12 protein-coding genes are annotated in these 14567 nt (G+C 64.6%); 7 read left to right on the top strand and 5 right to left on the bottom strand.

Features of this window, described 5'->3' with window-relative positions; translation table 11 throughout:
- Window positions 1-154: 154 nt before the first annotated feature.
- Window positions 155-1720 (bottom strand): glycosyltransferase family 39 protein, encoded by a 1566-nt coding sequence (locus tag AC0L23_RS21790; protein ID WP_018453677.1) that lies wholly within the window; start codon window positions 1718-1720, stop codon window positions 155-157.
- Window positions 1721-1945: 225 nt separating this feature from the next.
- On the opposite strand from AC0L23_RS21790, the gene AC0L23_RS21795 reads away from it, so the two are divergent.
- The 4 genes from AC0L23_RS21795 (at window position 1946) to AC0L23_RS21810 (ending at window position 5741) form a co-directional block, all read left to right on the top strand.
- A complete protein-coding gene (locus AC0L23_RS21795; RefSeq protein ID WP_018453676.1) occupies window positions 1946-3679 on the top strand; it encodes an adenylate/guanylate cyclase domain-containing protein in 1734 nt (577 codons plus the stop codon).
- A 135-nt stretch (window positions 3680-3814) separates the two neighbouring features.
- On the top strand, window positions 3815-5014 hold the full coding sequence (gene sorA, locus AC0L23_RS21800) for a SorA family sulfite dehydrogenase catalytic subunit (RefSeq protein ID WP_085360471.1): 1200 nt from the start codon (window positions 3815-3817) through the stop codon (window positions 5012-5014).
- An 11-nt stretch (window positions 5015-5025) separates the two neighbouring features.
- On the top strand, window positions 5026-5334 hold the full coding sequence (sorB, locus tag AC0L23_RS21805) for a SorB family sulfite dehydrogenase c-type cytochrome subunit (RefSeq protein WP_085384418.1): 309 nt from the start codon (window positions 5026-5028) through the stop codon (window positions 5332-5334).
- 206 nt (window positions 5335-5540) lie between these two features.
- Window positions 5541-5741, top strand: coding sequence for a cold-shock protein (locus AC0L23_RS21810; RefSeq protein ID WP_007596519.1), 201 nt, complete (start codon window positions 5541-5543; stop codon window positions 5739-5741).
- 168 nt (window positions 5742-5909) lie between these two features.
- On the opposite strand, the gene AC0L23_RS21815 is transcribed toward AC0L23_RS21810, so the two are convergent.
- Window positions 5910-6371 (bottom strand): Lrp/AsnC ligand binding domain-containing protein, encoded by a 462-nt coding sequence (locus AC0L23_RS21815; RefSeq protein WP_085360473.1) that lies wholly within the window; start codon window positions 6369-6371, stop codon window positions 5910-5912.
- A gap of 114 nt (window positions 6372-6485) precedes the next feature.
- Between AC0L23_RS21815 and putA the strand changes: the two genes are divergently transcribed.
- From putA to AC0L23_RS21830, 3 genes are all read left to right on the top strand, one after another.
- Window positions 6486-9485, top strand: coding sequence for a bifunctional proline dehydrogenase/L-glutamate gamma-semialdehyde dehydrogenase PutA (putA, locus tag AC0L23_RS21820; protein ID WP_085360475.1), 3000 nt, complete (start codon window positions 6486-6488; stop codon window positions 9483-9485).
- A gap of 113 nt (window positions 9486-9598) precedes the next feature.
- Complete coding sequence (locus AC0L23_RS21825) at window positions 9599-10804, top strand: CaiB/BaiF CoA transferase family protein (RefSeq protein ID WP_085360477.1); 1206 nt, start codon at window positions 9599-9601, stop codon at window positions 10802-10804.
- Window positions 10805-10996: 192 nt separating this feature from the next.
- Window positions 10997-11644: a glutathione S-transferase family protein gene (locus tag AC0L23_RS21830; RefSeq protein WP_085360479.1), complete on the top strand. Its 648-nt coding sequence runs from the start codon at window positions 10997-10999 to the stop codon at window positions 11642-11644.
- Window positions 11645-11653: 9 nt separating this feature from the next.
- Here AC0L23_RS21830 and AC0L23_RS21835 read toward each other — a convergent pair whose 3' ends face one another.
- From AC0L23_RS21835 to AC0L23_RS21845, 3 genes are all read right to left on the bottom strand, one after another.
- Window positions 11654-11818 (bottom strand): hypothetical protein, encoded by a 165-nt coding sequence (locus AC0L23_RS21835; protein WP_007596528.1) that lies wholly within the window; start codon window positions 11816-11818, stop codon window positions 11654-11656.
- A 27-nt stretch (window positions 11819-11845) separates the two neighbouring features.
- The gene (locus AC0L23_RS21840) at window positions 11846-13393 is read right to left on the bottom strand and encodes a hypothetical protein (protein ID WP_085360481.1); all 1548 of its coding nucleotides are present in this window, start codon (window positions 13391-13393) and stop codon (window positions 11846-11848) included.
- Between the two features lie 93 nt (window positions 13394-13486).
- Window positions 13487-14461, bottom strand: coding sequence for a hypothetical protein (locus AC0L23_RS21845; RefSeq protein ID WP_018453668.1), 975 nt, complete (start codon window positions 14459-14461; stop codon window positions 13487-13489).
- Between the last annotated feature and the right edge of the window lie 106 nt (window positions 14462-14567).

The raw sequence follows: 14567 nt of genomic DNA on the forward strand, positions 1-14567 counted from the left end.
CTTGTGGGAGAGGGTGGCTTGCCGCAAAGCGGCGAGACGGGTGAGGGGTTCTCTCCGCGCGCGCCTCTCGCAGTCGTCTTAGCGGATAGAGACCCCTCATCCGGCGCTTCGCGCCACCTTCTCCCGCAAGGGGAGAAGGAAGAAGGCCGCCTTGCTAGGCGAGCGTACGCCGCTCAAACTCGCCCGCCAGCACGCGCCACCGGAACAGCGGCGAGTCTTTCGGCGGCGACAGCTCTGGGGTCCAGCCGGTGAGCTTTTCCAGCGTGTACGTGTCCATCACGAGACCGCGCCAGCGGCGCTCGACCTGACCGAGCGGCTCGCGCTTGGCGGGGATGTTCTCCCACAGTGATGAGCGATTGTCCGGCTCGCGCCCGACATAGATGCCGACGTGGCCCTTGATCCGGTCCATGCCCGGATCGCGAAAGTCCTGGAAGCGGCCGCGCTCGTTGATCTCGATCACCGGCACCCGGCCCCTGAACAGCCAGCGCATCATGGCATAGGTGCGGTAGTCCGTGGTGGCGATCCAGGTCGCGCCAGTCTCGTCCAATGCGGCCTGTGCGCGCGCGGCGACCTGCTCGTAACCGGACTCGGCACCGATCGGATCGATCTTGCCAAGTAAATTCCAGGGCGCGGCGACGTAGTAGAGGAACACGATGACGACAAAGGCGGTGCCGGAGACCACCGCCGTGTTGACCCAGAACAGCGACGATCTGATCATCCGCGCCGACCATTTTTCACGCGACAGCATGGTGAGGTTGACAGCGGCGGCGGCGAAACCGACCGGCCACATGAACATCGGCCAGGTGTCGCCGACGCGGAGGGTCAGCGATTTCGCCAGGAAATAGAGAAACGGCACCAGGACCGCGGTCGACAGCAAAATCGCGACCGGCTCGCGCGTGCTATAGCCGCGCCACGCCGTCAGCACCACCCCCGTCAGTACCACCGGCAGCATGACGAAGCCGACCAGTCCGAATTGCAGGCCGATGTAGTCGCCGAATGTGCGGAGCGAGATGCCGTAGCTGGTGGTGGCGCGCACACCCTGGAAGCGAATCGCGGCCCAGTCGTGCTGCACGTTCCAGATCAGGACCGGCGAGAACACGGCGATTGCGATCAGGACCGCGAGATAAGGATAGGGGCTGCGCAACCAGCGCCAGCGCCAATCCGGCACCAGCAGAAAGGCGGCAACCGCCGGTGCGAACATGATCACGGTAAATTTCGACAGCATCGCGAGCCCGGCGAACAGGCCGGCCGCGAGCCACCAGCGGCCGTCGCCGCCCTGCGCGAGCCGCACCAGGCACCACATCATTGCCACCGCAAACGGGATCATGGCGACATCGGGCGCGACCTTGGCCATCAGCAGTCCGTAATAGAGCGCGGCCTCCGGCATCAGCACCGCGAGCACGACGGCGCGCACATCATGAGTGAGGCGGCGGACGATGTCCGCGAGCAGGAGCTGCGTCACCAGCATCGCGACGATGCCGCCGAAGCGCACACCGAGTGTGGTGTCGCCGAAGATCGCAGTACCGAACCGGATCAGCCAGGCGATGCCGGGGGGATGATCCAGGAAGCTGAGCGCCGTCTCCTGCGACCAGGTCCAGTAATAGGCCTCGTCCGTGCGCAGCTCGATGACCGAGGCGTAGACGATGCGCAGCAGCGTCATCGCGGCGATGATCGCCGCGGCCATGACGAGCGGCCGGCGCGCCGCGCCGGCGGGGAGCATCGTGATGTCGGGAGCTGTCCTCACGGCGGCGCTTTTCGCCAACCTGGGAGGGGGAGTCAATGTTGGGTACCGTCGTCCCGGATCCGCGTGCGCCCCCGGGGGTGCTTGTCCAGGACGACACGGAGATTGCGGCCGCTTGCCGCGCATGTGATCGGGCGCGCTATCCACCCCCGGAATTAAACGCGACGCTGGCTGTTCTCCTTCATGAACTGATACAACAGAATCATGGCCGCAACCGCATCCACACGATTTTCCGATCTTTCCCGCGCCATCAGCGTACGCCAGGTGCGGCTGGTTTGCGGTGTCATCCTGTTCGCCTATGTGGTCAGCCATTTCCTCAACCATGCGCTCGGCAACATCTCGGTCGATGCCATGGAGATCGGGGTCTACTACCACATGCTGTTCTGGCAGTTCCTGCCGGTTGCGATCGTGTTCTACACGGCGGCGCTCACGCATATGGGGCTCGGCATCTACGCGTTGTATCAGCGCCGGCAGTTCCGTTGGCGGACGGTCGAGCCGCTGCAGCTCGTGCTGGGCTTGAGCATCCCCGCGCTGGTCATGGCGCATGTGATCGGGGTGCGGCTCGGTCAGACGCTTTACGGACACCAAAAACTCTATCCGCAGGAACTCTATCTGTTCTTCGTCGCGTCGAACCGTATCTGGACCATGACGATCCTGCTTCTCATCGCCTGGGTGCACGGCTGCATCGGCATCTATTTCTGGCTTCGCCTCAAACCGTTCTTCACGCGCGCGGCGCCCTATCTGCTCGCGGCTGCCGTGCTGATCCCGACGCTGTCGCTGCTGGGTGTCTACCAGGGTGGCCGCAGCGTCGAGGTCGAGGCCGACGACGGGGAATGGCGGACGCACAATCTCACGCGCCGCCAGCTGGGCACCACGGCAGAGGCCGCGATGCTCGACCGCATCACCGGCGGCCTCACCGCCGGCTATCTCGGACTGCTCGCTTTGGCGCTGCTGGCGCGTGGCGCGCGCGCCCTGTGCGAGCGGCGCGGCGGCATGATCGCGCTGTCCTACGGCAACGGCAAGACGGTGCGCGTCCCCAAGGGCCTCTCCGTGCTGGAAGCGAGCCTGCGCCACAATGTGCCGCATGCCAGCGTCTGCGGCGGCCGCGCCCGCTGCTCGACCTGCCGCATCCGCATCATCGGCGATCATGGCGCCCTGCCCGAGCCGTCGCAGCGCGAGGCGTTCGTGCTCACCCGTGTCGGCACCAGTGACCCCTCGATCAGGCTGGCCTGCCAGCTGCGGCCGACGTCGGATCTCTCCTTCTTCCAGCTCTTCACCGCGCATACGCTTTCGGCGAACACACAGGCCTCGACGCCTGCCAGAATCGGCCAGGAGCGCTATCTCGTCAGCCTGTTCGTGGATATGCGCGGCTCGACGCAGCTGGCCGAGAAGCGGCTGCCGTTCGACACCGTGTTCATCGTCAACCGCTTCCTCGGCGCCGTCTCGCAGGCTGTGATCGAGAATGGCGGCCAGCCGAACCAATTTGTCGGCGACGGCATGCTGGCGCTGTTCGGACTGAGCGCCGATCCGCAAACCGCCTGCCGGCAGGCGCTGAAGGCCGCCGCCGGCATCGCCAGGCATATCGATGAGCTCAACGAGCTCCTGTCCCACGATCTACGCCAGCCGATCCGCTTCGGCATCGGCATCCATGGCGGCGAGGTCATCATCGGTGACATCGGGTATCGCGATCACATCGTCTTCACGGCGCTGGGCGATGCTGTCAACGTCGCGGCCCGCCTCCAGGACATGACCAAGACGCTGGCCTGCGAAGCGATCGTCTCGGAGGAAGTCCGCCGGACCGCCGGCCTTGCCGACGATGCGCTGCCGCAGCAGGAGGTCGCGATCCGCGGCCGCGACGAACCGATGGCCGTGCGTGTGGTTGCGGACGCGAGGGAGCTGTCGGCGCTCGTCGATCCCGGCGAACGCGTCGCGGCGTAACACCGGCTTGCTGCAACGCAGCGGCATGGGCCTGCTGCGAAAGCACGAATTGACTTCATCTGAGTCGTTGCGACAGATGAGTGAGAGATCGCGGTGATGACCGTGATCCAACGAAAAGCTCCGGGAGGAGACCACATGTTCGATCGACGCGACCTGCTCAAAGGAGCGGGTCTTGCCGCTGTTGCGACTGCACTGAACCCGACCAAAGCGCTGGCACTCGACACCGTCACCCTGCCCTTCGCCAATGGCGAACGACCTTTGGTGAAATATCCGCAGAAGCGGCCGATGATCGGCCTGACCAGCCGCCCGCCGCAGCTCGAGACGCCGTTCGCGGTGTTCAACGACGGCCCGATCACGCCGAATAACGCGTTCTTCGTGCGCTATCACCTTTCCGACCTGCCCTACAGTCTCGACCCCGACAAGTTCACGCTCGAGGTCAAGGGCAAGGTCGACAAGCCGCTCAAGCTGTCGCTGAAGGATATAAGGAAGATGAAGGCGACCGAGATCGTCGCCGTCAACCAGTGCTCCGGCAACAGCCGCGGCTTCCTGGATCCGCGCGTGGCCGGCGGTCAGCTCGCCAACGGCGCGATGGGCAATGCGCGCTGGCGCGGCGTGCCGCTGAAGACCGTGCTGGCGATGGCGGGCGTGCAGAGCGGCGCCAAGCAGGTCACCTTCAACGGCATGGACGGTCCGGTCAGCGACAAGACGCCCGACTTCGTCAAGGCCCTCGATATCGATCACGCCAGCGACGGCGAAGTGATGCTGGCCTATGGCATGAACGGCGAGGACCTGCCGTTCCTCAACGGCTTTCCGCTGCGCCTGATCGTGCCCGGCTATTTCGGCACCTATTGGGTCAAGCACCTCAACGAGATCACCGTCGTCGACAATGTCTATGACGGGTTCTGGATGAAGTCGGCCTATCGCATTCCGGACACGCCGAACAATGCGGTCGAGCCGGGCACCGCGCCGAAGGCGACGATCCCGATCAACCGCTTCACCATCCGTTCCTTCATCACCAGCGTCCCCGACGGAGCCAAGCTGAAAGCAGGCGGCACGACGCTGCGCGGCATCGCCTTCGACGGCGGCAAGGGTATCAAGGAGGTCGCGGTCTCCACCGACGGCGGCAAGACCTGGACCAACGCCAGGCTCGGCAAGGATCTTGGCAAATACTCATTCCGTGAATGGACGCTGCCGGTGAAGCTCGCGGCGGGCTCCCACGAGCTCAAGGTGCGCGCCACCGGCAATGGCGGCGAAACCCAGCCGGATACGCCGCGCTGGAATCCGGCGGGTTACTTGCGCAACGTCGTCGAAACCGTCCGCGTCACCGTGGCTTGAGGGGAATGATCATGCAGCGCACCGTTTTCCTCGCCATCACGCTCGCCCTCGCCGCCGTGGTGGGTTCGGCACTTGCAGCACCGGTCAATTACAAGACCCCCGATGAGGTCGCGGCGTTCAAGCCCGGGCCCAATCTCGAAGTCGTGCAGGGCAATTGCAGCGCCTGCCACTCCGCCGACTACATCAACACGCAGCCGCCGATGAAGGACAAGAAAGGTTTCTGGCAGGCCGAGGTGACCAAGATGATCAAGGTCTATGGCGCCCCCATCGACGATGCCGATGTCAGCAAGATCGTCGATTATCTGGCCGCGACTTATTGACGGATGGCGCGGCGCGCCGACCAAGTGACCGCGGAAAGGGCAAATCCGGCAAAAACGCCGCGAAGTTGAGCGGAATTCGCCGAAATGCCGATGTGGTTTGAGCTACCAAGCCAGCCACATTCCGCGTATCGTATTAGGACCGAACCGGCCGGTTGGCGGGGACTGGCGGTTCGAGATCTCGGAGGAAGACCCGCGGAGAAGTCGTGATGGCTAAAGGTACGGTCAAGTGGTTCAACCCGACGAAGGGTTATGGATTTATCCAGCCTGCGTCGGGCGGCAAGGATGTGTTCGTGCATATCTCGGCAGTGCAGAAAGCCGGTCTGTCGTCCCTGAACGAAGGACAGACGGTGGAATATGAAGAGATCGCAAACCGAGGCAAAAGCTCCGCAGAGAACCTCAAAGTATAAGCCCGCCGGCTTTTGCTAACTCCCGGATCGATCCGGGAGCCGGGCCAAGAAATTTTAGAAACGGTCAGTGCACTCGACGACAGGCGTTGCGATTGCACAGGGAGAACTATTTGCCCGCGAAGACCGCCCATTGGACGCCACAGCAATGACAATCGCGACGGCACTTCGTTAGTCCACCGGCAATGGTGCGTCGCGCTTGATCTCCTCCATCACCGCATAGGTTCGCGTTTCGCGCACGCCGGGCATCGACAACAAGGTCTCGCCGAGGAAGCGCCGATACGCAGCCATGTCTGCCAGCCGCGCCTTCACAAGATAGTCGAAGCCGCCGGCGACCATGTGACACTCCAGCACCTCGGGCGCCAGCTTCACCGCGCAGGCAAAACGCTCGAAATTGTCGGGCGTAGTCTTGTCGAGCAGCACTTCGACAAACACCAGGAGGCCGAGGCCGAGCCGGTGCGGGTTGAGCCGCGCGCCATAGCCCTCGATAAAGCCCTCTCGCTGCAAACGCTTCAGCCGTTCGCCGATCGAGGTCGGCGACAGCCCAATGCGCTCCGCGAGCTCGACATTGGCGATTCGCCCGTCCTGCTGCAAAATCGAGAGGATCTTCCGGTCGGTTCGATCTAATTCCATATTCCGTAAGGTCAAATGACTGGGCGACTTCATTTTCTAAGCCGAATGAGCTAAATTGTCTATCGAGCTAAGGTAGCGTGGGCATTATCCTGAATTGAAGCCACAGGACACGCCATGCCGAACATTCCGCCTCCCTTCTCCGCCGCCTACGCGCCCGATGACGCCGATATCGCCGCGCGCCTTTTGCCGTCTGTGCATCTCGGCCCGCCGCAGGAGGCGCGGATCGATCGCACCGCGACGCGGCTGATCGAAGCCATCCGCAAGCGCGACGACCGGCTTGGTGGAGTCGAGGATATGCTGCGGGAATTTGCGCTCTCGACCAAGGAAGGGCTGGCCTTGATGGTGCTGGCCGAGGCCCTGTTGCGCGTGCCGGACGCGCGCACCGCCGACCAGTTCATCGAGGACAAGCTCGGCGAGGGCGACTTCATCCACCACGAGACCAAGTCCACCGCCTTCCTGGTCAACGCCTCGGCCTGGGCATTGGGCCTCTCGGCGCGGGTGATCCAGCCCGGCGAGACGCCCGACGGCACCATCGGCCGGCTGGTGAAGCGGCTGGGCGCACCCGCCGTGCGCACCGCCACGCGCCAGGCGATGCGGCTGATGGGCAATCATTTCGTGCTGGGGGAGACCATCGCGCAGGCCCTGGAGCGGGCCCGGCCGCGCTCCGGCGAGAGGGCGCGCTATTCCTTCGACATGCTCGGCGAAGGCGCCCGCACCGCCACCGATGCCAGGCGCTATTTCGACGCCTATGCCAGTGCCATCGAGACGATCGGCAAGGCGGCGGGTCACCATCCCCTGCCCGACCGGCCCGGCATCTCCGTCAAGCTCTCGGCGCTGCATCCGCGCTTCGAGGCAATCAGCCGCGACGGTGTGATGGCCGAGCTGGTGCCGCAACTGCTGGACCTGGCGCAGCGCGCCAAGGTCCATGATCTCAACTTCACCGTCGACGCCGAGGAAGCCGACCGGCTGGAATTGTCCCTCGACGTGATTGCGGCAACGCTCGCCGATCCCTCGCTTGCCGGTTGGGACGGATTTGGCCTCGCGATCCAGGCCTATCAGAAGCGCGCCGGCGACGTGATCGACTATGTCGATGCGCTCGCCCGGGCGCACGACCGCAAGCTGATGGTGCGGCTGGTCAAGGGCGCCTATTGGGACACCGAGATCAAGCGCGCGCAGGAGCGCGGGCTCGACGGCTATCCCGTGTTCACCCGCAAGGCGATGACGGATCTGAACTACGTCGCCTGCGCTCAAAAGCTGTTGAGTCTGCGGCCACGCATCTTCCCGCAATTCGCCACCCATAACGCGCTGAGCGTCGCGACCGTGCTGGAGCTTGCCGGTGCGAACGGCGGCTTCGAATTCCAGCGCCTGCACGGCATGGGCGAGGCGCTCTACGAGCAGCTCGCCAAGGATCACCCGGACATCGCCTACCGCACCTACGCCCCGGTCGGCAGCCATCGCGACCTGCTCGCCTATCTGGTGCGGCGACTGTTGGAGAACGGTGCCAACTCCTCCTTCGTGGCGCAAGCGTCCGATTATCGCGTGCCGGTTACGGCGCTGTTGCAGCGCCCGGCGGATGCCATCGTCCGGCCGCAGCACGCGGCCCATCCCAAGATTCCGTTGCCGGGCGACCTGTTCGCGCCGGAGCGGCGCAATTCGCGCGGCGTCGAATTCGGCGCGCGCGCCGCGCTCGACCGGTTGCTGACGGAGGTCAAGGCCGAGACGATCGACCTCAAGCCGATCGCGGACGCAACGCCGGATCAGGCCAATGCGGCAATGGCTGCGGCGCGCGCCGGCTTTGCCGCCTGGAGCCGGACACCCGCAGCCACGCGCGCGGCGGCGCTGGAGCAGGCCGCGCATCTTCTGGAGAACCGCGCGCCCCATTTCATAGCGCTGCTGCAACGCGAGGGCGGCAAGACGCTCGACGATGCGCTGTCGGAGCTGCGCGAGGCCACCGACTTCTGCCGCTATTATGCCGCGCAGGGTCGCAAGCTGTTCGGCAACGATGTGGCGATGCCGGGCCCGACCGGCGAGAGCAATGCGCTGGCCATGCGCGGCCGCGGCGTCTTCGTGGCGATCTCGCCATGGAATTTTCCGCTGGCGATCTTCCTCGGCCAGGTCACGGCGGCGCTGATGGCCGGCAACAGCGTGGTGGCCAAGCCCGCAGAGCAGACCCCGCGCATCGCGGTCGAGGCGGTGCGGCTGCTGCACGAGGCCGGCATCCCCGCAAGCGCGCTGCACCTCGTCACTGGCGACGGCCGCATCGGCGCCGCACTGGCCGCGCACCCCGATATCGGTGGAATCGTCTTCACCGGATCGACCGAGGTCGCGCGCAGCATCAACCGGGCGCTGGCAGCCAGGGACGGGCCGATCGTGCCGCTGATCGCGGAGACCGGCGGCATCAACACCATGATCGCGGATGCGACCGCGTTGCCAGAGCAGGTCGCGGACGACGTCGTCACCTCGGCGTTTCGTTCCGCCGGCCAGCGCTGCTCGGCGCTGCGGCTGCTGTTCGTGCAGGAGGACGTAGCCGACCGCATGATCGAGATGATCGCGGGCGCGGCGCGCGAGTTGAAGATCGGCGATCCAAGCGACGTCGCGACCCATATCGGGCCGGTGATCGATGTCGAGGCCAAGCAGCGCCTCGATGCGCATATCGCACGGATGAGGAGAGAGGCACGGCTGCACTTTGCCGGCACCGCGCCGGAGGGCTGCTTCGTGGCGCCGCACATCTTCGAGCTTGGGGATGCCGGCCAGCTCACCGAGGAGGTGTTCGGCCCGATCCTCCACGTCGTGCGCTATCGTGCGGAAAATCTCGAACGCGTCCTGCAAGCGATCGAGCGCACCGGCTACGGGCTGACGCTCGGCATCCACTCCCGCATTGACGATACGATCGAGGCGATCGTCGACCGCGTCCAGATCGGCAACATCTACGTCAACCGCAACATGATCGGTGCCGTGGTTGGCGTGCAGCCGTTCGGCGGCAACGGCCTGTCCGGAACCGGCCCGAAAGCCGGCGGCCCGCACTACCTCGCGGGCTTTGCGACCGAGCAGACCGTGACGATCAACACCGCAGCAGCCGGCGGCAATGCTGCCCTGCTCGCAGGGGATGAGTGAGGCGCGGCGAGGAGCGTTGCATCCCGCCGAAACATCGGTCTAATGCTGCCGTGACGTGGCCCTCGCCAATTCCAGCGCGCGGGATACAACACGAGTGAGGGAGCAACGCCGCAATGGAAAAGGGCATTTTTGCAGGGCTCAAGGTGCTGGATTGCGCGAGTTTCATCGCAGCACCAGCGGCCGCGACCGTGCTGTCGGATTTCGGCGCCGATGTCGTCAAGATCGAGCCGCCCGGCGCCGGCGATCCCTACCGCAATCTGCCCAACATTCCGGGCTATCCGACCAGCGAGCACAATTTCGCCTGGCTGCTGGAGGCCCGCAACAAGAAGAGCATCGCGCTCGACCTCGCAAAGCCGGAAGCGCAGGCCGTGCTCTACAAGCTGGTCGAAGAGGCCGACGTCTTCATCACCAACATGCCGCCGCCGGTGCGCACCAAGCTCGGCATCACCTATGACCATCTCGCCCATCTCAATGATCGCCTGATCTACGCCTCGTTCACCGGTTATGGCGAGAAAGGCGAAGAGGCCAACAAGCCCGGCTTCGACAGCAACGCCTATTGGGCGCGCTCCGGCCTGATGGACCTCGTCCGCGCCGACACCGACACGACGCCAGCCCGCTCGGTCGCCGGCATGGGCGACCATCCCTGCGCCATGGCATTCTACGGCGCGATCGTCACCGCGCTGTACCAGCGCGAGAAGACCGGCAAGGGCTCGCACGTCGCCTCCAATCTGATGGCGAACGGCGTGTGGGCTGCGAGCGTGCTGGCGCAGGCAAAGCTCTGCGGCGCCAAGTTCGCCGAGCGGCGGCCGCGCGAACGCGCGTTGAACGCGGTCGCCAACCACTACCAGTGCAAGGACGGCCGCTGGCTGATCCTGTCACTGCTGAGCGAAGAGAAACAGTTTCCGACGCTGGCCAGGTGTCTCGGCCGCGAAGATCTCATCACCGACCCGCGCTTTGCCACCAAACCCGACCGCCACGCGCGCTCCGTCGAGCTGATCAAGATCTTTGACGAGACCTTCGCGACCAGGGATCTCGCCGAATGGCGCAAGATCCTCGACGGCAACGGACTGGTGTTTGGCATTGTCGGCATTTTGGACGACATCCCGAACGACAAGCAGATGCTCGATAACGAGGTGCTAGTGCCGTTCGAGAACGACACCATGCTCACCATCTCCAGCCCGATCTGGATCGACGGCGCCAAGAAAGTGCAGCCGCGCAAGCCGCCCGACGTCGGCGAGCACAGTGACGAAATTTTGCGCGGCGCGGGATACGATGACGCCGCGATCAAGCAGCTGCGGTCCCAGGGGGCTGTGGGGTAAGGAGCCGACAGCGGTCATACATCCACGCTGTCGTCCCGGCGAAGGCCGGGACCCATATCCCAGAGAGGAAGTTGTCGAACGAAGCTGATAACTCCAAATCTTCGCCAAACTGCGTTCGGTGGTTATGGGTCCCGGCCTTCGCCGGGACGACGACGTAGATCGCTTCAACAATCACAGTCATCGCGAGGTCCCATGCCCAGCTACCGCCTGCACTACTTCCCCGAATCCGGCAACAGCTACAAGCTGGCGCTGATGCTGACGCTTTGCGGCGAGAGGTTCGAGCCGGTCTGGACCGATTTTGGCGGCGGCGTCACGCGCACGCCGGAATGGCGCAAGAGCGTGAACGAGATGGGTGAGATTCCCGTGCTCGAAGTCGACGGTGTGAAGATGACGCAGACCGCGCCTCTCCTGCTCAAGCTTGCCGAGCAGCACGGGCGTTTCGGCGCCGAGACCGAGGAGGAAAAGTTCGAGCTGCTGCGCTGGCTGTTCTGGGACAACCACAAGCTCACCGGCTACATGGCGACCTACCGCTTCATGCGCGCCTTCACACAAAACAACGATCCGCAGGTGCTAAAACATTTTCGCCGGCGCCTCGAGGATTTTCTCGGCATTCTCGACGGTCATCTCCAGCACAACGAATTCGCGATCGGAACCACGCCGACCGTCGCCGATATCTCGATGATGGCCTATCTGCACTATCCGAGCGACGAGCACGGCTTTGATTTCGAGGAAAGCTATCCCGCCATTCACGCCTGGCTTGGCCGCATGGCCGCGCTGCCCGGCTGGAGGCCGGCCTACGAGCTGCTGCCCGGCAAGCGGATGACGAATTACGCGAAGTGAGGGCGCCGACTACTTCAGCGCCAGCCAGCCGAGCGTGAACAGGATTCCGCCGATGATGACGACGACCGCGACCGCCCAGGTGCTGACGCGGATGCTGCCGGTAACCTGCTTGGCCTCTTCATTCTGCGCGATCTCGCGATTGCGCTCCTTGTTGGCTTCGCTGGAGTCCGTCATGGGTCATCCAAACCGGTTCGAGACAGCCTAACGCGTCTTGATGAAGCACATGCCGATGCGGCGCGAAGCCGCGGCAGCCTGACAGGTCAATCCTTTAGCACAGCTCCATGACGTAAAACTCCTGTCGGTCGATCGCGATCCCGCATTTTCCAGGGAACAATGCGCGCCCCAGCCGTCCTGATATTCGGTCCCCGCCAGCTCAGTGCTGCCGCGGGTCTGCGGCCGGCTGGCAAATCCACGTGAGAAATCAGGACGTTTGCCTGCGGTCATCGCGGTCAGGATGTCACGGCGGCGGACCTGGTCGCCAAGAAAATGCGGCGAGGCCGGCACGATGGTCGAGTTGGACGGCTTGTCCGCAAGCCAATCGACGCCCGGGAAGTGAAAGCCGCCGATGCCGCGGGTCTGGTGGCAGCCGGCGCAGGTGACGTCATTGAGGCGGCGCTGGAAGCCCGCGACCGAGCGGACGTTCTGCATGTCCCCGCGCGCGGCAGCTTGCTTCAACGCACCAACCACGTCGTTGTCGGAGAAGACCGGCTCGCCCTGTCCCTCTCCGTTGCCCTCCCCTTGCACCATCCCGAACTCCGGCTGCAACGGAGAAGCATCGAGGCCGGCTGGCGTCGGCACGATTGCAGCCTTGGCCAGGAATTTCTCGGGGATCAGCACCGTACCGCGATCGAAGTCGCGAAGATGATCGGGCGCGAGCAGCCAATCCCTGAAGTCGCGCCGGAGATCATTGTCAGCGAGAATGCGGTCGCGGTCGATCTGGTTCTCCAGCGTCGATTCCTCGAACGTCTTCGAGGCGGCGTCGTACTTGAACACCTTGAGCAGATAGTCGGAGCGGAAATCGTGCAGCGCCGATTTCGCCGCAACTGAGATCTGAATGTTGGTCTCGATGCGATCGAGCATCGCATCGTAAGGGAAGAAGTCGCTGCCGATCAGCCCCTGCCAGTCGCCATTGCCGAGCCAGCGTCGCGCGACCTCGGCGCAGGTGATCGGCTTGCCGTTCCCGTCCATCTGGCGCACGTCGCGCGCCTTCATCACCAGATTGAGCGTCATCGGCAGCCGCGTGGCTGTCCTGCCGCCATCCGGTTTGGTCTCGAAACGCACAAGACGATAGATCAGCCTGATCTCGCCGCAGGAGTCTTCCGAGACATAGGCCCGGTCCATGCGGTTGACGATGCCGGCCAGCACGAAACGGGTGTCGCGGGATTTCAGATTGGCGCGATCGAACAATTGTACGTCGAAGCCCTCGCCGACGCCGATGGTCTCGGTCGGATATGCCGCCTTCTGCTGGGCGACGTAGCGATCGATCTCCGCCTCGATCGCGGGAGGAATCTCCTTGAGCTGCGACAACCACGAAAACATCAGATCGGTCGTCAGCGGAAAGTTCGCGTTCCGCTCCGGCCACAACAGGCGCGAGATCGTGAGCGCATCGTGCTGGTCGAGCTCGCGCAGGAGATCGGGATCGGTGATCGCCGTGCCGCGTGCCAGTTGCGCGTTCTCCGCGGCCAACAACGACACGATGCCGCCGAAAAATACGGCGGCGGCAACGAGAATTCGCAAGGCGCGGCTCATGCCTCAGGTAACACCGCGCAGGGACGGCTATTCAAGCAAAAAGGCGCTTCACATCGTGGTGAAGCGCCTTTTCGGAAATCGGATATGGGCCGCTCAGCGCGCGACGATCAGCCCCTTGCTGGTGACGACCACCCAGCGGCCGTCCTGACGGCGGATCGCATCGACACGGCCAACCCCTGGGATGGGGTCACCGGCATACACCTCGTAGAGGCCACCGCGGCCCTCGACCAGTGCGCCGCCGTTGGAGACGTCGCGCAGCACCCAGCCTTCGACCGTCGGCAACCGGCCGACCTCGGTCTTGGGTGCGACGGGAGCCGGCGCAGCTGCGGCGGTTGCAACCTGGGTCGGTGCGATCGAACCAGTGGTCTCCTTGGCGGGCACGGCGGCTGCGGCCTGGACGGGCGCCGCGGGCGGGGTGGCGCGGAGCTTGTCGACCGTCTCGGACAGCTTTGCGATCTTGGCCATTGGCTCGGCCTGCGCCTTCTCGAGCTTGTCGAGGCGGTCGTTGGTCCGGTTGAACTGGCCGAGGCCGGTCTTGGAGGTATGCTCGACGTTGGCTTTGAGCGCGACGACATCGGCATCAATCCGGGCGACCGAGGATTCCAGCGCGCTGGTGTCGGCAACCTGTGCCGGCGCGGAGCTTGCGAAGTGCATCATCCCTGCGGTCGCGAGCGCGCCGCTGATGGCGCCGACACTGGCTGCAATCGCCACTACCGCGGCCATCGCCGACAGGCGGCGCGCGCCGCCGCTCTCGCGCGGCTCGTCCGCCTTCACATGCGGCGCAAACTCCTCACGGTCCCAGGACCGCTCTGCGGGTGCCATGACGATGAGCTTGCCGGGCTTTGGCTCGGACTTGGTCTCGGCTTTGGGCTCAACCTGGGCCTCGAACTTCGGCACCTCGATCCGCGGCGGCTCAATCTCGATCGGATCAGGCTTGGGCGGCGCCTCGTGGTCAGGGGCAATCGAAGGGGCCTCGATTCCCGCAGACTCGACGGCCTGCGGCGCGGTCGCGGCGGCTTCGACGACGCTCGTCTGCTCACCGGTCGTTTGGGCAGCCTGCTCAGCCATTGGTTCGCTCACAGCTCAAATACTCCACTCTGGATTGACCTTTTGGTAACTTTCATTGCTTGCGAAATCCTTACTTCGGGACCCGCTTACCGAAATTTTAGGGAGT

The organism is Bradyrhizobium sp. MI1.4, from assembly GCF_055811315.1.

Coding starts and splice junctions, on each gene's coding strand:
- AC0L23_RS21790 (WP_018453677.1), bottom strand. CDS start 1,720: ATGCTCCCCGCCGGCGCGGCGCGCCGGCCGCTCGTCATGGCCGCGGCG.
- AC0L23_RS21810 (WP_007596519.1), top strand. CDS start 5,541: ATGGCTAAAGGTACGGTCAAGTGGTTCAACCCGACGAAGGGTTATGGA.
- AC0L23_RS21840 (WP_085360481.1), bottom strand. CDS start 13,393: ATGAGCCGCGCCTTGCGAATTCTCGTTGCCGCCGCCGTATTTTTCGGC.
- sorB (WP_085384418.1), top strand. CDS start 5,026: ATGCAGCGCACCGTTTTCCTCGCCATCACGCTCGCCCTCGCCGCCGTG.
- putA (WP_085360475.1), top strand. CDS start 6,486: ATGCCGAACATTCCGCCTCCCTTCTCCGCCGCCTACGCGCCCGATGAC.
- AC0L23_RS21825 (WP_085360477.1), top strand. CDS start 9,599: ATGGAAAAGGGCATTTTTGCAGGGCTCAAGGTGCTGGATTGCGCGAGT.
- AC0L23_RS21830 (WP_085360479.1), top strand. CDS start 10,997: ATGCCCAGCTACCGCCTGCACTACTTCCCCGAATCCGGCAACAGCTAC.
- AC0L23_RS21835 (WP_007596528.1), bottom strand. CDS start 11,818: ATGACGGACTCCAGCGAAGCCAACAAGGAGCGCAATCGCGAGATCGCG.
- AC0L23_RS21845 (WP_018453668.1), bottom strand. CDS start 14,461: ATGGCTGAGCAGGCTGCCCAAACGACCGGTGAGCAGACGAGCGTCGTC.
- AC0L23_RS21795 (WP_018453676.1), top strand. CDS start 1,946: ATGGCCGCAACCGCATCCACACGATTTTCCGATCTTTCCCGCGCCATC.
- AC0L23_RS21815 (WP_085360473.1), bottom strand. CDS start 6,371: ATGGAATTAGATCGAACCGACCGGAAGATCCTCTCGATTTTGCAGCAG.
- sorA (WP_085360471.1), top strand. CDS start 3,815: ATGTTCGATCGACGCGACCTGCTCAAAGGAGCGGGTCTTGCCGCTGTT.